Annotated in this window: 18 protein-coding genes; 6 read left to right on the top strand and 12 right to left on the bottom strand. The window is 37.8% G+C overall.

Annotation, left to right across the window (positions count from 1 at the left end; all coding sequences use genetic code 11):
* Positions 1-490: 490 nt before the first annotated feature.
* From EG346_RS17410 to EG346_RS17390, 5 genes are all read right to left on the bottom strand, one after another.
* The gene (locus tag EG346_RS17410; RefSeq protein WP_073332409.1) at positions 491-1,132 is read right to left on the bottom strand and encodes a rhomboid family intramembrane serine protease; all 642 of its coding nucleotides are present in this window, start codon (positions 1,130-1,132) and stop codon (positions 491-493) included.
* Between the two features lie 11 nt (positions 1,133-1,143).
* Positions 1,144-3,732 carry a DNA gyrase/topoisomerase IV subunit A gene (locus EG346_RS17405; protein ID WP_123880408.1) on the bottom strand — a complete coding sequence of 863 codons (2,589 nt, stop codon included), beginning with the start codon at positions 3,730-3,732 and terminating at the stop codon, positions 1,144-1,146.
* Between the two features lie 6 nt (positions 3,733-3,738).
* Positions 3,739-4,215 (bottom strand): hypothetical protein, encoded by a 477-nt coding sequence (locus EG346_RS17400; protein WP_123880407.1) that lies wholly within the window; start codon positions 4,213-4,215, stop codon positions 3,739-3,741.
* Positions 4,216-4,246: 31 nt separating this feature from the next.
* Positions 4,247-6,130 (bottom strand): DNA topoisomerase IV subunit B, encoded by a 1,884-nt coding sequence (locus tag EG346_RS17395; RefSeq protein WP_073332417.1) that lies wholly within the window; start codon positions 6,128-6,130, stop codon positions 4,247-4,249.
* A gap of 554 nt (positions 6,131-6,684) precedes the next feature.
* Entirely contained in the window at positions 6,685-7,221 is a 537-nt protein-coding gene (locus EG346_RS17390) for a DUF2867 domain-containing protein (protein ID WP_073332419.1), read from the bottom strand.
* A 510-nt stretch (positions 7,222-7,731) separates the two neighbouring features.
* Here EG346_RS17390 and EG346_RS17385 point away from each other — a divergent pair.
* Positions 7,732-8,880: a methionine aminotransferase gene (locus EG346_RS17385; protein WP_073332422.1), complete on the top strand. Its 1,149-nt coding sequence runs from the start codon at positions 7,732-7,734 to the stop codon at positions 8,878-8,880.
* A 3-nt stretch (positions 8,881-8,883) separates the two neighbouring features.
* Here EG346_RS17385 and cls read toward each other — a convergent pair whose 3' ends face one another.
* The 3 genes from cls to EG346_RS17370 all read right to left on the bottom strand — a co-directional run bounded on the left by cls (position 8,884) and on the right by EG346_RS17370 (position 12,320).
* Entirely contained in the window at positions 8,884-10,347 is a 1,464-nt protein-coding gene (gene cls / locus EG346_RS17380) for a cardiolipin synthase (protein WP_123880406.1), read from the bottom strand.
* Between the two features lie 170 nt (positions 10,348-10,517).
* The gene (locus EG346_RS17375; protein ID WP_123880405.1) at positions 10,518-11,282 is read right to left on the bottom strand and encodes an SDR family NAD(P)-dependent oxidoreductase; all 765 of its coding nucleotides are present in this window, start codon (positions 11,280-11,282) and stop codon (positions 10,518-10,520) included.
* A 99-nt stretch (positions 11,283-11,381) separates the two neighbouring features.
* On the bottom strand, positions 11,382-12,320 hold the full coding sequence (locus EG346_RS17370; protein WP_123880404.1) for a helix-turn-helix domain-containing protein: 939 nt from the start codon (positions 12,318-12,320) through the stop codon (positions 11,382-11,384).
* Between the two features lie 129 nt (positions 12,321-12,449).
* On the opposite strand from EG346_RS17370, the gene EG346_RS24895 reads away from it, so the two are divergent.
* The 4 genes from EG346_RS24895 to EG346_RS24890 all read left to right on the top strand — a co-directional run bounded on the left by EG346_RS24895 (position 12,450) and on the right by EG346_RS24890 (position 13,734).
* Positions 12,450-12,611 (top strand): hypothetical protein, encoded by a 162-nt coding sequence (locus EG346_RS24895; RefSeq protein ID WP_164466382.1) that lies wholly within the window; start codon positions 12,450-12,452, stop codon positions 12,609-12,611.
* Positions 12,612-12,798: 187 nt separating this feature from the next.
* Entirely contained in the window at positions 12,799-12,963 is a 165-nt protein-coding gene (locus EG346_RS17365) for a bacteriocin (protein WP_123880403.1), read from the top strand.
* A gap of 114 nt (positions 12,964-13,077) precedes the next feature.
* Positions 13,078-13,260 carry a bacteriocin gene (locus EG346_RS17360; RefSeq protein ID WP_123880402.1) on the top strand — a complete coding sequence of 61 codons (183 nt, stop codon included), beginning with the start codon at positions 13,078-13,080 and terminating at the stop codon, positions 13,258-13,260.
* 306 nt (positions 13,261-13,566) lie between these two features.
* Positions 13,567-13,734, top strand: coding sequence for a hypothetical protein (locus EG346_RS24890; protein ID WP_164466215.1), 168 nt, complete (start codon positions 13,567-13,569; stop codon positions 13,732-13,734).
* A gap of 87 nt (positions 13,735-13,821) precedes the next feature.
* Here EG346_RS24890 and ychF read toward each other — a convergent pair whose 3' ends face one another.
* Both ychF and EG346_RS17345 read right to left on the bottom strand, forming a co-directional pair.
* The gene (ychF, locus tag EG346_RS17350; RefSeq protein WP_073332433.1) at positions 13,822-14,913 is read right to left on the bottom strand and encodes a redox-regulated ATPase YchF; all 1,092 of its coding nucleotides are present in this window, start codon (positions 14,911-14,913) and stop codon (positions 13,822-13,824) included.
* A 197-nt stretch (positions 14,914-15,110) separates the two neighbouring features.
* Positions 15,111-15,662: a ferritin gene (locus EG346_RS17345; protein WP_123880399.1), complete on the bottom strand. Its 552-nt coding sequence runs from the start codon at positions 15,660-15,662 to the stop codon at positions 15,111-15,113.
* Between the two features lie 209 nt (positions 15,663-15,871).
* On the opposite strand from EG346_RS17345, the gene EG346_RS24885 reads away from it, so the two are divergent.
* Positions 15,872-16,039, top strand: coding sequence for a bacteriocin-like protein (locus EG346_RS24885; RefSeq protein WP_164466213.1), 168 nt, complete (start codon positions 15,872-15,874; stop codon positions 16,037-16,039).
* A 142-nt stretch (positions 16,040-16,181) separates the two neighbouring features.
* Here the strand turns inward: EG346_RS24885 and EG346_RS17340 are convergent, their stop codons facing one another.
* Together EG346_RS17340 and typA are read right to left on the bottom strand one after the other, a co-directional pair.
* Positions 16,182-17,792, bottom strand: coding sequence for a glycoside hydrolase family 10-like protein (locus EG346_RS17340; protein WP_123880396.1), 1,611 nt, complete (start codon positions 17,790-17,792; stop codon positions 16,182-16,184).
* Between the two features lie 125 nt (positions 17,793-17,917).
* A complete protein-coding gene (gene typA, locus EG346_RS17335; RefSeq protein WP_073332441.1) occupies positions 17,918-19,723 on the bottom strand; it encodes a translational GTPase TypA in 1,806 nt (601 codons plus the stop codon).
* Positions 19,724-19,763 lie beyond the last annotated feature (40 nt).

The raw sequence follows: 19,763 nt of genomic DNA, 5'->3' as shown, positions 1-19,763 counted from the left end.
TTTTTTTGTGTTTCCTGATGGCAAAGTATGAACGGTCAGTACAGGATAAAGCCTGGAAAAGGATTAGGCCAATAAATATAACATTAAAAACAGTCTGATCTTCAAATCCTCCAAATCGTTGCAATAGAATAATAACCTGAAAATTGCTGTACTTCAGGTCTGAAATTTTAAATTTAAAGGAAGGAGTGGTGCAAAATAACACACTGAAATAAAATATGACCGGAGTGAGAAACAGGATCATATGAACTGTAATTATAGAATGAATCTCAATCGATAATTCCTTAACCAACGTAAATACGCCATCCATCCAGAAGCTAGATGATAATAAAAGAAAGATCCCGAACCAGAAATTATCTTTCCTGTTTACCCGTAAAGGATTGGATCATTTCATTAGAGAAAGCAAAACCAATGAAAACCAGATTAATACAACGATGAAACCGTTTAATTCTGATGTGTTCATTGGTTTTGATTTTGTGATAAAAGATAGTGGTTATCCTATTCTCTTCCTGACAAAAATTTCGTAGCCCAGATAGATCAGTGGCAGCGACATGGCTCCTAAATAAAGAATATTACTCATAGCTTGTTGAGGATGCAGTGTAATAGAATAGACAAGTCCAAAGAATGCCCCCCCTAAATGAGCGGCATGTCCTAGATTATCCCATTGCTTAGGATTCAGCATCATATAAACAGAATATCCAAAATACAATGTTCCAAACAACCATCCCGGTAAAAAGTTAACGCTAATCTCATTAGGAGCCATTGCAATAGAAGCAAAAATGACACCCGAAACAGCTCCTGATGCTCCGATAGCAGAGTACCATGGCTGTTTTTTATAAATCATAAGACTGAATAAATTTCCAAGGATCATTGATCCAAAATAAATAATCACAAAGCCTATATTTCCAAAAAATGACGTCACAACTCCCTGGAAGAAGTATAAAGAAAGCATATTGAAAAATAAATGCATAAAATCGGCATGCAAGAATGCTGAACTGATAAGTCTTATATATTCTTTACGATTGGCAATTGCCCCAACGTTAAATTTATATTTCTCGAATAAAGCCGTATTATTGAACCCAAAGTAACTGATAATACAGGTTACGGCCATAATGACTAAAACAATTGTACTCATAATTTAAATTCTTAATTTTCAGGTTCATCGCTTTCAAAGAGATCCCCGATTACTGTTCGGTCATCATCCACAATACCGTCTCCGGTTTCCGGCTCTTCATATATTTCCGGTTCCTCTTCCACAGGTTCAGGAATGGTGATATTGATGGTTTTCACTTTAAATTTTGTAAACTGATTTCCTATGGCTTTTATTCCTTTTACAGTAATAAATTCATCCAGATGTATGATTTCAGCATCACGGTCTTTCCCTTTATCTTTAGCAAAAATAATCTCTGCTGTGGCACCGTTGGCCACAATCACGTTTTCAATGAATGATTTCGGATGTTCCGATGGCATAAAGGTCTGCAGATTCACTGTATTTTCCAAAAGGAATCTCTTAATAAAGTACATCTCTTTTTCTCCATCGTAATAAATACAGGTCACAGGTTGTTGTGGTTTCCACTTTTCCAGAACCAGATATTCATCATCGAAACGGTTCCCCAGATCGAAAGAAACCAACTTCACTTCACCGTTGGTATTAATGGTCAGAATTCTATCATCTCCTTTGAAGCTGCCTAAAAGAGTTCCTCTGGCATCGGCATTCAGTCTCCTCACCGTATCATCGAACCATATTTTTCTGGGAGCCAGCGTAGAAACACCTTCTTCCTTCATATCCACTTTTTTCACTGAATATTTGGTTACCAGATTTCCTTTAGAATCTCTTCCTTTAATGGCAAGATCAGAGAAATCGATTTCCATTTTATTTTTTCTGATTCTCGGATTGGGTTTTAGAAGAACGGTTACGGTTTCTGCTTCTCCGTTTGGATTAGCTGAAAAATAGAGTACTTCTGAACCTTTTTTATCGGAAGCCAGCGGATAGTCCGTGTTTCTGGTCACTGCAGTTACAGAAAAACGCTTCATATAATAAGGTCCTTCCCTGCCTTCGCGGTAGATCATATTGTAAACTGTCCTTTTGTCGTTCTTCTTCCATATGGCAACGCTCAGAAGGTCTTTTCCGACAAAGATTTTGGCGTCCACTTTTACAACCTTCATCGTTCCGTCTTTTCTGAATATAATGATATCATCAATATCCGAACAGTCGAAAAGATACTGGTCTTTTTTCAGGGATGTTCCAATAAAGCCTTCTTCAAAGTTGGCATAGAATTTCTCATTCGCCACCGCTACTTTTGTTGCATCAATGGTATCAAAAATTCTAAGCTCAGTTTTTCTTTCTTTATCTTTTCCGTATTTCTTCTGAATATTTAAATAATAATCAATCGCATAAGCAATCAGATTCGCAAGGTTGTATTTTACCTGCTCTATTTTGCCTTCAAGGGCTGCTATATTTTCCTTAAATTTATCTAAATCGAATCGTGAAATTCTCTTGATTCTGATCTCGGTCAGCTTTAAAATATCTTCTTCCGTTACGGCTCTTAAAAGGTGCTTCGTATGGGGCTTTAATCCTTTATCAATGGTTTTAATCACCTCTTCCCAGGTCTTTACCTCTTCAATGTCATGATAGATCCTGTTTTCTATGAAGATCCTTTCGAGCGAAGAAAAATGCCAGCTTTCCTGAAGCTCATGAAGTTCTATTTCCAACTCTTTTTTAAGAAGGGAAACCGTGTGTTCCGTGTTCATTTTCAGAATGTCGGAAACGTTCATAAACATCGGCTTGTCGCCTACGATCACACATGCATTCGGAGAAATGGTAACCTGACAGTCTGTAAAAGCATAGAGTGCATCGATGGTTTTATCCGGTGAGACATCATTATGAAGATGGATCAGGATTTCTACTTTGTCGGAAGTATTATCTTCAATCTTTTTGATCTTGATCTTTCCTTTTTCGTTGGCCTTCAGAATAGAATCAATCAGGTCGCTTGTTGTTTTTGAGAAAGGAAGTTCGGAGATCACCAGCATATGCTTGTCGGTATGGGTAATTCTGGCTCTCGCCCTTACCTTACCTCCTCTGTGTCCGTCATTATATTCTGAAACATCAAGATATCCTGCCGTCAAAAAGTCGGGAAACAATTCAAATTTCTTTCCTTTCAGATGGGCAACGGAGGCATTGATCAGTTCATTAAAGTTATGAGGGAGAATCTTTGTAGAAAGTCCTACACCGATTCCTTCCACTCCCTGAGCAAGAAGCAGCGGAAATTTAACGGGAAGATCTATGGGTTCATTATTTCTTCCGTCGTAAGATTTCGCCCATTCGGTAGTTTTTGGATTAAATACTACTTCCAGTGCAAAAGGAGTCAGTCTGGCTTCAATATATCGGGCTGCTGCCGCAGAGTCTCCGGTATAGATATTCCCCCAGTTTCCCTGCGTATCTATAAGAAGTTCTTTCTGCCCGATCTGTACCATAGCATCGGTAATGGAGGCATCACCGTGAGGGTGATACTTCATGGTATTTCCTACGATGTTGGCTACTTTGTTGTAACGGCCGTCTTCCAGTTCCCGCATAGAGTGCATGATCCTCCTCTGAACAGGCTTTAGCCCATCATAGACGGAAGGAATCGCTCTATCCAGAATTACATAGGATGCATAGTCCAGAAACCAGTCTTTATAAAGTCCTGAGACTTTTTTCAAGCTCTCACCTTCGTGCGAGTTTTCTTCTGTCGTCATCTGTTTTTAATCATTTTTCTCCTCATTCGCTTTTACGACTTTATTCAGAGAGATTTTTAAATCGTTTACTTCTTTTTGGCTCAAATAGGATATTTCATACTTGAGTATGGTAGAACCGCTGTTTTTACTTGAGATGGTAACATATAACCTTTTGATAAAAAACACACTTACCATTTCATACCTGATCAGTTTATACTTCGGAAATTCATCATGAAGCGCTTTATCCATGAAAGGAATAATGTTCCTGTTCTTAAAGTTCAGCGCTTCTCCATCACTGTCATACTCAAAGATCTGTCTGCCGTTGAGGTGAAAAACCACCAGCAGTAAGATCGGAAGAATAAGAAGTACGTAACTTTCTTTTCCTACAGCCTGAAACCTGTATTCATTAAGTAAAAATGCAGCAATCCCAAATACGACCAACATCAGCAGCAGCGAATGCATAAAATTATAAACTGAAGCTTTGTTGCGGTTGCTAAGTCTCATTTCTGGTTTTTATGTTTATTAGTTTATTTTTTTAATCAGCATCTGTATCCAGCATCTCTTTCTTATCAATGTCCGGATCTTCCACTACCAGATTTTCAAGGATAAACACCTGTCTGTCTGGGGTATTTTTTCCCATATAGAATTCCAGCAGCTGGTCTATCGTCTGGTCTTTACCAATCACAACAGGTTCAAGGCGAATATCTTTTCCGATAAAATGTTTGAATTCATCGGGAGAAATCTCTCCAAGTCCCTTGAATCGTGTAATCTCAGGGTTTTTTCCAAGTTCATTCAGAGCTTTGATTCTTTCCACTTCAGAGTAGCAGTATCTTGTTTCTTTTTTATTTCTTACCCTGAACAATGGGGTCTGAAGGATATACAGGTGGCCGTTCTTGATCAGATCCGGGAAAAACTGAAGGAAGAATGTAATCATCAAAAGACGGATGTGCATTCCATCCACATCGGCATCGGTAGAGATAATAACCTGATTGTATCTTAAGTCTTCAAGGCTTTCTTCAATATTTAAAGCGGCCTGAAGAAGGTTGAACTCTTCATTTTCGTACACTACTTTTTTGGTCAGCCCATAGCAGTTCAGCGGTTTCCCTTTCAATGAGAATACAGCCTGAGTTTCCACATCTCTTGATTTTGTGATGGATCCTGATGCAGAATCTCCTTCGGTAATAAAGATCTGGGTCTCTCCTTTTCTTTCGTTTTTCTGATCGTTATAATGCTGTCTGCAATCACGTAATTTTTTGTTATGCAGAGATACTTTTTTGGCTCTTTCCCTCGCCAGCTTCTGGATTCCTGAAAGTTCTTTTCTTTCTCTTTCAGAAATAAGGATCTTCCTTTGGATAGACTCAGCAATTTCCGGATTTTTATGAAGAAAATTATCAAGTTTACTTTTCAGAAAATCAATGATAAATGTTCTTACAGTAGGTCCGTTGGGGCCCATATCATTAGATCCCAGCTTTGTTTTGGTCTGGGATTCAAATACAGGTTCTTCTACGTTGATAGAGATCGCCGCAATGATCGATTTTCTGATATCTGAGGCATCAAAATTCTTATTGAAGAACTCACGGATTGTTTTTACATACGCTTCACGGAAGGCATTAAGGTGTGTTCCTCCCTGCGTGGTATTCTGGCCGTTTACGAAGGAAAAATAGGTTTCAGTCTGCGATTTGTCAGAATGGGTAATCGCTAATTCTATATCGGTGTCTTTCAGGTGAACGATAGGATACAGAATTTCATTTTCCATTTCCTCTTCCAGAAGGTCTTTAAGACCATTTTCAGAATAATAGGTTTCTCCGTTGAACAAAATTTTCAATCCCGGATTAAGATAGGCGTAATTACGCAGCATCTTGGCTATATATTCTTTTCTATACTTGAAATGAAGGAAGATATCACCGTCAGGAACGAAAGAGATTTCAGTCCCGTTTCGGTCTGAGGTATCTTTCTCCTCGTGGTTTTCTGTGATCAATCCTCTTGAAAATTCTGCCATCTTCATTTTTCCGTCACGGAAGGATCTTACGCGGAAATATTCAGAAAGTGCGTTAACGGCTTTGGTACCTACCCCATTCAATCCCACTGATTTTTTGAAGGCTTTACTGTCATATTTACCCCCCGTATTCATTTTAGAAACAGCATCTACAACCTTTCCCAGTGGGATTCCACGGCCAAAGTCACGGATACTGACTTTACCGTCGTCTACTTTTATTTCAATTCTTTTTCCTGACCTCATTCTGAACTCATCAATAGAGTTGTCCAGAATTTCTTTCAGCAGAATGTAAATACCGTCGTCCGCAGAGGAGCCGTCTCCGAGCTTCCCGATATACATTCCGGGGCGCAGACGGATGTGTTCCTGCCAGTCGAGGGTTCTGATATTATCTTCGGAGTAGATTGGATTTATTTCTTGTGACATATATGATTTCAGCAAACATACAAAAGTACGAAATTGTACAAAAATATCCGAATTTTTTCCATTCGATTTTTATCAACATCTAATCTTAAACATTGCACTGTTATCAATCAAATTATATATTTACAGCATTATTCAATATCACGTGAAAAAAATAATTCTTTTATGCTTATTTTATTTCATTTTGTTATCCTCATCATTATATTTTGCACAAATTCCCGGAATGGTCAATTATAATGAAGAGGATGATCTGAATAATTCAAATACCTATTCCCTGAGCCAGGATCGAAGTGGATTTCTTTGGATTGGAAAGTGACAATGGAATTTTCCGGTTTGACGGAAAGAAACTCAAGTATTTCAACAATAAACAAAGGCTAAATATTCAGACAGCTTTCTGATACTCATATCATTCTTGAGATCCATGATCTTACTGAAAAAGAACAAAGACCTCGAACCCGGATCAAACTTTATATACCACCTTATGAAAACCAAAACATAAGTATGCGCTGAAAATTTAGAATAAAATTTTTGATGAGAAATTTCACTTGTTCTGTTTTTTATTTCTCTTCAAGTTTTATAATCATCTTTTTAAGCATCACCGGGACAATTAACTGATGGAAAGGACGTACGGGCAGGAAATACAATATTCCCATCCAGTTATGGTATTTTACAGTCGTTGAAATCGTTAGAGAGTTTTTTCCGGTATTTCGTTTGGCTTTATCATAAAGAACAGAAACTCTGAAATCGAGATGCTTATCATTTTCTCCCATGATAATTTCATTTTCTGTCTTATCAAATATTTTGAAAATTCCCACCTGTTGCCCCACTTCAAGTTTAAGATCCCCGGGATCCTGTATTTTGCTGCGATCTGTTCCGGTTTTCAATCCAAACATTTTAACGATGCTGTTTCTGAAGGCGAACATTTTCTTCCCCCACTGAGGCGTACTGGAGAAAAAAGCCTTGCCTATCTCTGCGGTAGTAATGTTTCCATCTGCATTAAGTACTTCTCCCATAAAACTGTCTGTATAATCGAATATTACTTTTTCTCTGGACAGAGCAGATTCTTTGGGAAATTCAGTTTTTTTTATCTTCATGGTACTGATTTTAAGGCCATTTAGTCTTTGTTCTGACAAATGTAAGTGGCTTTGTGCAGAAAAGAAGTGAGCAATCTCAGCTTTTCATTAAAATTTATGTGAAGTATAGTTTTAATCAGAAAGCGAAATGCTACACTTAACTTCCATTTAATAACACTTATTAGAAAATAGACCAAACTTACCAATTCACATCATGAGAGATTTTAAAATCTCTTAAATTTATTAAAAACTAAAAAGTGCTCATCGACATTGATAAAGTAAGGGTTGAATATTTGGCCGAGCATTTTTATGATAAAAAGTTTTTCAAAAAACATTTGGTTTCTCTCGCAGGACGGGGAAATTCCACCGTTATGTTCTGAGGAATTCTTGGCTATATCAGAATCCATGATCCTCTTTTAAATAAAGCACAAATAAGCAGGGGGTCGTTTCAAAAGAAACGGCCTTTTTTATTAGGGCCTGTTTCAGGATTGCAAAAAATGAATTAAATTCGGTTACCTAAAACAGATCTTCATGATACAACTTCCTTTGTCTAAACTTTCAAATGTAGGAACTACCATTTTCAGCCAGATGACGCAGCTTGCCAATGAAAATGAGGCCATCAATCTTTCACAGGGATTTCCGGACTTTATGCCGGACTCAGAACTGCTGGATCATGTAGACTATTTCATCAAAAAAGGTTTTAATCAGTATGCGCCATTGGGAGGAATGATGCCATTGAAGGAAGAGATCGCCAGAAAAATCGAGAACAGTCATCACGCCATCTATCATCCTGATTCCGAAATAACGGTGACGGCAGGAGGAACCCAGGCCATTTTCACAGCGATTGCCACGTTTGTAAAAAAAGATGACGAAGTCATTATTTTTGAACCTGCTTACGACTGTTACGAGCCTACTGTAGAGCTTTTCGGAGGAATTGTAAAGCGTTTTGAAATGAAAGCGCCGGACTACGAAATCGACTGGAATGCGGTAAAAGGTCTGGTAAGTAATAAAACAAAAATGATTATTCTCAACAATCCGAACAACCCTTCAGGAAAGATTTTAAAGGAAAAAGACCTGCAGGAATTGGTGGAGATTGTAAAGAATACTTCCATCCTGATTTTAAGTGACGAGGTATATGAAAATATTGTCTTTGATGGAAAAAAGCATGTAAGCATCTGTCAATATCCTGAACTTAAAGAAAGAAGCCTTCTTGTGGCCTCATTCGGGAAACTCTTTCATGTCACCGGCTGGAAAACCGGCTATTGTGCAGCGCCTAAAAATCTTAGTGACGAATTCAGAAAAGTTCATCAGTTCAATGTTTTCTGTGTAAACACTCCTATTCAGCTGGCGCTGGCGGAATACATGAAAAATGATGATCATTATCGTCATTTGAATACTTTTTTTCAGGAAAAGAGAGACTTTCTGAGAAAAGGGCTTGAAGGGACATCTTTCGGCCTTCTGGATTGTGAAGGAACGTATTTCCAGGCCCTGACTTATGATAAAATTTCGGATAAAAACGATTTTGATTTCGCTTCCGAGCTGACGATCAGTCATAAAGTCGCTAGTGTTCCTTTTTCATCGTTCTATAAAAATAAAAGAAATGATCATGTGATCAGACTGTGTTTTGCTAAAAAGCAGGAAACTCTGGAAAGAGCCATAGACCATCTTTCCCGACTCTAAATCCTATATAAGGGGAGAAAGCAATCTGGCCAGATGTTCAAAGAAGACTTTGTATTTTGGCCTTTTCTTCCATGAATCAAGATGGATTTCCTCGCAGTCATTCATATCTTCACGAAACAGGTCCTGAAGCTTTCCGTTGATCTTTTGATCAAAAACCAAAGCATTGACCTCAAAATTCAGTTCCTGACTTCTGACATCCATATTGGCGGTTCCTACAGAGGAGAATATATCGTCAATAAGCATTGTTTTAGCATGAATAAACCCTTTTTTGTAAAAGAAAACCCTCACTTTATTCTCCAGAAGTTCCTCGTAATAAGAGTAAGCAGCAGCGTTCACCACGATTGAATCGCCTGATTTGGGAACCATCAACCTCACATCTACTCCGGAAATAGCCGCCTGTTTAATGGCGTTGAATACAGTTTCCACGGGGATGAAATAAGGCGTCACAATATAGATTCTTTTTTTGGCAGAAAGTATGGCAGATGTTGTACTCAGCATAATAGAAGGTTGGGTATCCGGTCCGCTGGCTGCCGTTTGGATAAGGGAACTGCCATCTTCAAGGCTTTTGGTAAAATAGAGTTGGGAGATCTCAGGGATTTTTTCCGTTGCAAAGATCCAGTTGCTGAAAAATAAAAACTGAAAATAAAAAGCAGCTTCTCCTTTCATATACAGATGAACATCTCTCCAATACTGTTTAGGATTGGGATTAATATATTTATCCGAAACATTAATTCCACCCGTAAAAGCTTCGGCTCCGTCTACAATAATAATTTTTCGGTGATCCCTGTAATTGACTCTGTTGGCCAGAAGCCTGAATGTGATTTTATTAACGGGAGATACTTCTATTGACGCGTCTTTAAGTCTTTGCAAGAGTTTCTTTCCAATTTTCCCACTGCCCATGTCATCATATAGAAAACGGACTTTTACGCCTTGTCCGGCCTTCTTAATAAGTAAATCCGCAAGTCTGTTGCCTATTGAATCATTATCATAAATATAATATTCAAGATGGATATGATGAATGGCTTTTTCAAGAACCTCAAAAACTTTTTCAAATTTTCCTTCTCCATTTACCAGTATTTCTGCATAATTCCCCTGAGATAACGGGGAGTGACCGGCATTATAAAGAAAATTAACTGTGGTCAGAAATTGATCCATCTGCTCCTGATGACTTTCCAGCGTTTTGTGATGGGTTTCGCGGATGTAGGTGCTTACAGCCTGGTAGACCTGCTCGTTTCTCTCTATTTTAAAGGTGTAAAATTTATTTTTCCTGTAATTAACGCCAAAAACAAAATAGATGATTATTCCCAGTACCGGAAGAAAAATAATCAGCATGAGATACGCAAGTGTCTTACTCGTATTACGGGTATCCATGATAATTTTTCCTGCCAGAAAAATAATTCCGATGAGATAAAGACCTTCAAGTCCCAGAAGAATGTACGGAAACTGATCGAAAAATTCTTTAAGCATACTTTTGGAACTTTGTGTATACTAAAGGTAAGTAAAAAGAGGAAAAGAAATAGGGGCTTACATAATAAAAAATGTACCATCAGCGCTATTTCAAAACTGGTGGTACATTTTAAACTGTATATTAAATGAAGATTTCTTTGCTGCTTCGCAACATCATGAGATTTCTCTTTCTATAAAAACATTCCTCCGGACGCTTCTATTCTCTGTCCGTTGATCCAGCCTGCATCATCGGTACATAGGAATGCAACTACCCCGCCGATATCATCCGGAAGACCGGCTCTTCCTAAGGCTGTAATATTGGAAATCATTGAATTAACATTTTGGTCGTCCCGCGTTCTTCCCCCTCCGAAATCGGTTTCAATAGCTCCCGGTGCGATGACATTGGCTTTAATTTTACGCGATCCCAATTCTTTTGCCATATATTTTGTGAGCATTTCCACACCCGCTTTCATAGAACCGTAAACAGATGATCCCGGCAGGGCAAATCTGGCGAGTCCTGATGAGATATTGATGATTCCACCTCCATCATTGATGAAAGGAATCATTTTCTGTGTCAGAAAGAAAACTCCTTTGAGGTGGATATTGACCATGTCATCAAATTGTTCTTCTGTAGTTTCCGTAATAGGAGAATATAATGCTGTTCCTGCATTATTAATAAGAAAATCAATATTTGAACTTCCAGTTTCTGCTTCCAGATGATTGGTCATATTTTTTATCAATGCATCAAAGCTTTTTACCTCTCTGGTATCCAGCTGGAATGCTGCTGCTTTCTGACCGATAGCCTTTATTTCATTCACTACAGCATCCGCTTCTTCTCTGCTGTTTTTATAGGTGATCATAACATCTAATCCTTTTTGAGCGATTTTAAGAGCTGCATTTTTTCCAAGTCCGCGGCTTCCACCGGTTACGAGTGCAATTTTTGTTTTTGTATTCATCTTTTTATCTTGTTATGATCAATAATTAATGGTACAAAGTTGGAAAATTTTGCTGAAGACAGGGTTGCCTGAATCAATCTGAAATTTGCACAATTCAAATCATGAACGAAATTCCATTGGGGTAAAAGATGTTTTTCTTTTAAAAAAGTTGGAAAAGTGGGCCAATTCTTCAAAACCCAATGCATAGGAAATTTCTGATACATTCCATTTGGTTTGTCGCAGAAGAATCTTGGCTTCCTGAATCATTCGGTCTGCAATACATTCTGTCGTTGTTTTTCCGGTACTTTCCTTTATTTTTTTATTTAAATAATTTACATGTACAGCAAGCCTGTCGGCGTAGTCTTTTGCTGTTTTCAACTGGAGTCGATGTTCCGAAGATTCAATAGGAAACTGTCTTTCCAAAAGTTCTATGAATAAAGTAACGACCCTTAATGAAGCATCATTTGAGGAAGAGAGTTTGGCGGCAGGCAGCAGTTTCTGTCCGTAGTGAATGAGTTCCAGAACATAGTTTCGGATGAGATCATATTTGAAAACATAATCGGAAGCTATTTCCTTTTTTATTTTGGTGAAAAGAGCTTCTATTTCGTCTGCCAGTTCATCTTCAATTTCAAATAACGGAACATTTCCAGGCTGAAACAGGGGTAATTCTTCCAAGGAGAACTGAGATTGCGCTTTAATAAAGAAGTCTTCTGTAAACACACAAAAACTTCCCGACTGATCCGGATCTTCCGGCACCCAGTGATAGGGAACTTTCGGAGTAGCAAATAATAAAGCATTTTTCTTAATCGCAATAATCTTGTCTGCATATTCTGCCCTGTTTCGCCCCCTGATTAAACTGATCTTATAGTATTTTCTTCTGTTGTAGGGCATTTCCGAAGTGGCTTTTGCCCTTTCAATAGTTTGTCTGATGTCGAATACATTAAAGTGTCCGATCTCTTTATGGAGTCCTTTTGGAAAAACACTTTCAAGATCTTTTCCCAGCTTGCCGGTCATCTCTTTATAAAAATCTTCAAGGGATGCGTGTGCTATTTTTTCCATAACTGACGGTTTGTAAAATTCAAATATACAAAGTTGGTGGGATATGAAAATTAAAAACATAAAAATTTTAAAATGAGATCATCTACCTATTTTTTATACCTTAGGTTAACTCAACAACATCATATTATTATGAAAAATCAAATTTTAGAAAAAGGAAAAAAGTTAAACAAGAGAGAACTGAGAGGTATTACCGGCGGATTAATGATGTGCCTTGATCCCAAAACCAATCAGTGCCGGATTTTTTCAAAAGGCTGCGCGGACCCTCAATGCCGTCTCTCTTTATTGGATTAGATCTTGAAGCAAAAATACCACTCCTCACCGGAGTGTTTTTTTTTATGAATATCCTAATTTAATCATGAATAAACCTCCATTAAATCACCATTTACCTCACTTACTTAAATTTTTATCATGATATTGTGATATAATATCAATTATTTTCTCTACTTTAGTTAAATCTAATACACTAAAAATCAAAACAATGAAAAATCAAGAATTACCAAAAGGAAAAAAACTGAACAAAAAGCAATTAAGAAGCATCACTGGAGGATTAATGGACTGCATTGATCCGATGACCGGAGGCTGCAGAAAAGTATCAATAGGCTGTGCACAATTGCAGTGCAGACCTACAATAGATCCTTTATAAAAAATATAAAAGCTGTTCAGTTAATGGATGGCTTTTGTTTTTAAATCATCGAATATAATTTTAATCTATTTTCCTCATCTTCGTTTTCAACTCAATCATTAAAAAATCAAAACAATGAAAAATACAATTTTACAAGGCGCTAAAAGATTAAGCAAGAAAGAGCTTAAAACTATTGCAGGCGGTAAGCTATACTGCCTGAGACCCAACCCTTGCATGGAACCTTGTGAACAGGCTCCTTCCCCGACCTGTACCTTAATTTCTGTCAGCTGCGTAGAAATAGAATGCAGACCACAATAATTCTCATCAATAATATAAAAAACTGATCAACAACAAGTAAAACTAAAAATCATGAACACAATATTTTTACATGCGAAAAAACTCACAAAAAAAAGAACTTAAAACTATTGCAGGCGGTAAACTGGACTGTATGAGATCAAATCCTTGCATGGAACCGTGTGAACAGATTCCTCCCGGTACCTGCACGCGAATTTCCATCAACTGTGCCCAAAAAGAATGCAGACCCCAGGTTATAGATCCATCCATTGATTAACTTTTATTACAAAAACCATAGAATTAAATTAAGCAAACCAAAAATCAAACCTCATGAAAAATCAAAATTTAAACAACGGAAAAAAATTAAACAAAAGAGAATTAAGAACAATTGTTGGCGGAAAGGAGATGTGCGTTGACCCTTTTACAGGAGAATGTAGAAAATATGGAAGAACATGTGCAGAACTGAGATGCCAGTTGATCATCATAGATCCTATTTAATTTTAAAATACAGTACCAATGCAAAAAGCGCTCCCACAATGTATTGTAGAAGCGCTTTTTTATTATATAACTAACTTTAATATATTCTTATACGTTGAACCTAAAGTGCATGATGTCACCATCCTGAACGATATATTCTTTACCTTCCACAGAAAGTTTTCCTGCTTCTTTGATTTTAACCTCAGAACCGTACGTTACATAGTCATCAAATTTGATTACTTCTGCACGGATAAACCCTTTTTCGAAATCTGTGTGGATCACCCCTGCTGCCTGAGGCGCAGTCCATCCCTGTCCAATGGTCCATGCTCTTACCTCTTTCACCCCAGCGGTAAAGTAAGTCTGAAGCTTTAATAAGTCATACGCTTTTCTGATCAAACGGTTTACACCGGGCTCTTCAAGACCCAATTCTTCAAGGAAGATTTCTCTTTCTTCAAATGTTTCCAGTTCATTGATATCTGCCTCGATCTGTGCAGCCAATACCACTACTTCAGCGCCTTCATTTTTAGCCATTGCTTCGATCTTTCCTATCCATTCGTTTCCGTTTTTAATAGAGTTCTCGTCTACGTTACAAACGTATAAAACAGGCTTTTTAGTTAAAAGCTGGATATCATCGATGATAGCCTGTGTCATATCATTAACCGGAAATTCTCTTGCATTTTTCCCGTCTTCAATAAATTTTTCCAGGTTTTGAAGGGTTTCATAAACAAGGATATCGTCTTTCTTTCCGGATTTGATGAATTTTTTAGCTTTATCCACTGCTTTTCCTACAGTTTCAAGGTCTTTCAACTGTAGCTCAATGTCGATAATTTCTTTATCTCTCATTGGGTCTACTGAACCTTCAACGTGGATGATATTTCCATTGTCAAAACATCTTAAAACATGGATGATTGCTTCACATTCGCGGATATTGGCAAGGAACTGATTTCCCAATCCTTCTCCTTTGCTCGCACCTTTTACAAGACCTGCAATGTCAACGATTTCAACTACAGCCGGCAATACTCTTTCAGGATTAACTAATTTTTCCAGCTCAAAAAGTCTGTGATCCGGTACAGAAACCGTTCCTAAGTTCGGTTCTATGGTACAGAAAGGATAGTTAGCGGATTGTGCTTTAGCATTGCTTAAGCAGTTAAAAAGAGTTGATTTACCTACATTCGGAAGGCCTACAATTCCACATTTCATATTGTAAAATTCAAAGTTTAATGTTCAATGATACTGTTTCAGGGTTCAAGGTCTCATCTTTAAAGTTTGTCCTTTATCAACTGTAGACCACTGAACTTTCAGCCTGCAAAGGTAGTGATTTTAAAGAGAGATTCATAATAAAAAAATCTGTCAGTATTCTGACAGATTTTTAATCAATTTTTCTTCACCAATCGGTTTTATGGATTCTCTCCGGTAGCCTCCTGAGCCAGCGGAACGTCATTGGGTGTATTTTGTAGTGCTTTATCCAAAGTAAATAATGATTCATCGGTTGCTCTGTCGCCTCCTGCAATCTTCAATTTATCGATCAGGTTGGCCGCCAGAGTTTCCTCTTCGATCTGCTCCTGAACAAACCACTGCATGAAATTCCAGGTCGCCCAGTCTTTTTCCTCTAACGACATATCTACAATCTTGTAAATCGCTGTGGTATTGTCAACTTCATGTTTAAAAACATTGTCAAAACATTCGGTTAATGATTGAGGATCGGCAGGCGGAGCAGGAATGGCATCTACTTTTGGTTTTCCACCTCTGTTCAATACGTATTCCATGAATTTAATGGAATGGTTTCTTTCTTCCTGCGAATGTCTGTAAAGGAAATTGGCAATTCCCTGGTATCCTTTGTCATCTGCCCATATTCCATACGATAGAAAAATGTGTGATGCGTGAATCTCTTTGTTCATCTGATCACTTAATGCTTTTTCAATAGTCGCGGAAAGTCTGTTGGTATTCATAATGCTATATTTTTGTGATTATGGGAATAATGATGCAAAAATGGTTCCGCGAAGAATATTAATTTTAATCAAAACATTAAAACACCTTTACAATTCACTGAAATACATCAATTTAAACTTATAATTTATAGTTATTCTAAAATAAAAACAAGGTAAATGACGACAATTATTCATACTTTAGAATGGTATTAACCATCCAAACTATGACCATGAAAAATTTCAAAAAATTAAACCGCGTCGAGCTAAAAACTATTTCAGGAGGGGGATTGCTTGATCCTGTGTGTAAACTGATCTGTACCCTGGCAGATTCTGGACTTCTCAATCTTACGGATGTTCAGGTACTTTTATGTCCTGATCTGGATTGTTTAAACTTGTAAGAATGATTCTCGTTTAACGATCTTAAAGGAAAACAAAAATAAAACCAGCTCTTCTGAACTGGTTTTGTTATTTCTTTATTACAGAAAGGATTCAATATTGACTAATGAAAAAAATATCTTTATGAAAATAAATTCTATATTTTTATTTTACTTTTCTGGCGGTATAATCACTTTCGTTTCCGAGTCGGTCAACAGCTTTTATCGCGACTGCATTTAATTTTCTACCGTCTTTATTTTTCGGAATATCTCTTGAAAGGGTATCCAGCGTAAGGATTTCTGTTTCCCATGCTCCGTTATATTGAGTAAAAAGGATCCACTGGAATACTTGTCCTATATTTTTGATGCTCCAGCTGGTTTTTACAGCGTTCCCATTATCAGCAACAAATATGGTAGGCGTCTGTAATGGAACTGATTTAATCCAAGGTGTTTTCGGAACCAGTGCCTTATCTTTGTAGGGTCCGTTTTTCAAAACAGGAAGCATATTAGGATTTTTCGTCAGTCCGGCAATACTCCAATGAATTTCTCCGGCATCGTTTTTTAAGATCTGTCTTGAAATGTCAATCTGATTTTTAATTTCGGTCGGACGGTCGGATACTTTGATCTCAACGGTGTTAAGCCCCGGCCACAAATGACGGTTCATGGTATTTTCAGATTTCCACCAATTCAATAACGCTTCAAAGCTCTGCCCTTTTGAATCGATAGGCCAATAAAGCTGTGGCGAGAAATAATCTACCCAACCTTTATTCAGCCATAATTTAGCATCAGCATACAGTTCATCATATTGAGATGATCCCACGATTCCCGCGGGATATCCTGGTTTCCAGATCCCAAACGGACTGATCCCGAATTTTACATAATTTTTCTCTGCGTGAATCTCCTTATAAATTCTTTCAACAAATCGGTTGACGTTGTCTCTTCTCCAGTCTGGTCTCGACAATGTTCCTCCGTTTCTTAAATATTCATTCCAGCTTGCGTTATCAGGAAAATCGGCTCCCCTGTTATAAGTAGCATAAGGATAGAAATAGTCGTCAAAATGAACTGCATCTATATCATATCTTTTCACAATATCTTTAACGACATTGGAAACATGGCCCTGGGTTTTTGGGTTGGCAGGATCGAACCAATACATTCCGTTCTTTAATTTAATCACAATATCGGAGAGCTTGCTGGCCATAGACAGGCTGTTTACAACTCCACCGTTCGAGTGATGAGCACGGTAAGGATTTAACCAGACATGAAGCTCTAAACCTCTCTTATGAGCTTCCTCAATCCAAAACTGAAGGGGATCATAATTCGGATAAGGAGCTGTTCCGGTTTGTCCGGTCAGAAAGTACGACCATGGCTCTATATTGCTTGTATAAAGCGCATCTGCAGATGGTCTGATCTGGAAGATCGCGGCATTGAAGTTATTGTCTTTCAGCATATCGAGCATGCTGATGGCTTCTGCTTTCTGCTGGTCAACCGTTAAATTATTTCTTGATGGCCAGTTGATATTGGCTACACTGGCAATCCAGGCTGCGCGGAATTCTCTTTTAACTTCTGGGAGTGTGGTTCTGAAGTTTTCCTCAGCGGGAGGTATTGCAGTTACAGGCTTGGGTGCAGTAACGGTCTCTTTGGTTTTTGATGTATTGCCGTTTGGCTTGGCTGTATTTTTTGTGGGTGTTGATTTTACAGTATTGCTTTGTACGGAACAACTGGCGCATGATGCAAAAATTCCGGCAAAAACAGTAAGTTTTATAATATTCATTCTCATCGTTTGCAAACTACTTTAGATTTATTTTTTGTAAGAGATTATTGTGCCAAAATAAACATTTTACGAGATAGTCTCATAAAAAAAGCCCCGAAAAATTCGAGGCTTTTCTATGATATAAGAATTTCTTAAGCTTTCGCTGATCTTTCTACTCTTTTTCTTTCTTCTTCAGAAAGGATTTTCTTTCTCATACGGATAAAGTTTGGAGTTACCTCGATCGCTTCATCACTCTGGATATATTCCATACATTCTTCAAGAGAGAATAAGATTTTTGGAGCAACACCAGTATCTTTATCTTTACCTGAAGCACGCATGTTGTTCAATTGTTTTGCTTCAACGATATTGATTACCAGGTCACCAGGCTTGTTTTGCTCACCGATGATCATACCTCCGTAGATTTCCTCACCCGGATCTACATAGAACTTACCTCTATCCTGTAGTTTAGCGATAGAATATTCTGTAGCCGGACCTTGAGTCTTACTCACCAATACTCCATTACTTCTTCCAGGAATAGCCCCTTTGAAAGGCTTATATTCTGTGAAACGGTGCGCCATAATAGCTTCACCAGCAGTGGCAGTCAACATTTGAGAACGCAATCCGATCAAACCTCTTGAAGGAATTTCGAATTCCATGTGCTGCATCTCTCCTTTAGTTTCCATAACATGAAGATCACCTTTTCTCTGAGTCGCTAAGTCGATTACTCTAGAAGCATACTCATCCGGTACGTCTACTACCAAAGATTCATAAGGCTCACATTTTTCTCCATTGATTTCTCTCAGGATAACCTGTGGCTGACCAATTGTCATTTCATATCCTTCTCTTCTCATGGTTTCAATCAAAACTGACAAGTGAAGAATACCTCTACCGAATACAAGGAAAGTGTTGGCATCATCAGTCTGCTCAACTCTTAATGCAAGGTTTTTCTCTAATTCTTTAGTTAATCTTTCTTTCAGGTGGTTTGAAGTTACATATTTACCATCCTTACCAAAGAAAGGTGAATTGTTGATAGAGAACGTCATGTTCAGCGTAGGCTCATCAATTGCCGTTCTTGGCAATGGTTCAGGAGTTTCAAGATCTACGAATGAATCACCGATCTGGAACGCGTCAAAACCTACAACAGCACAGATATCCCCTGCTTTTACTTCTGAAACTTTTTTCTTTCCTAATCCTTCAAAAACGTACAGTTCTTTTACTTTTCCTTTCAAAATTTTACCGTCTGCCTGAGCTAAACCGATCCACTGAGATTCTTTGATTTCTCCTCTGATCACTTTTCCGATCGCAATTCTTCCCAAGAAAGAAGAAAAGTCAAGCGAAACAATCTGCATCTGTAAGCTTCCTTCTTCTACTTTAGGTTCAGGAACATACTGTAAAATACCATCTAGTAATGGGAAAATATTTTCTGTCTGTTCTAATGAAGTATTGAACCAACCTTGTTTAGAAGAACCGTAGAATGTTGGGAAATCCAACTGCTCTTCAGTTGCTTCAAGGGCAAAGAATAAATCAAATACTTTATCATGAACTTCTTCAGGACGACAGTTTGGTTTATCTACTTTGTTGATTACTACCAATGGTCTAAGTCCTAATTCCAAAGCTTTCTGAAGTACAAATCTTGTTTGAGGCATCGGCCCTTCAAAGGCATCCACCAACAAGATTACTCCGTCCGCCATTTTTAAAACTCTCTCTACTTCCCCACCAAAATCGGCGTGACCAGGAGTATCGATTACGTTAATTTTAACGTCTTTATAAGTAACAGAAATATTTTTAGATAGAATGGTAATACCTCTTTCTCTTTCAAGATCGTTATTATCCATTATTAATTCTCCACTTTCCTGATTTTCTCTGAAAATGTTTGTAGCATGAATAATCTTGTCAACCAAAGTCGTCTTCCCGTGGTCAACGTGTGCGATAATCGCAATATTTCTAATGTTTTGCATGAATGATTTTTACGGGTGCAAAAATAGTGATTTCTAATGA

The sequence above is a fragment of the Chryseobacterium carnipullorum genome (genome assembly GCF_003815695.1).
Lineage (GTDB): Bacteria > Bacteroidota > Bacteroidia > Flavobacteriales > Weeksellaceae > Chryseobacterium > Chryseobacterium carnipullorum.
This window is presented reverse-complemented; position numbering and strand designations above follow the sequence as displayed.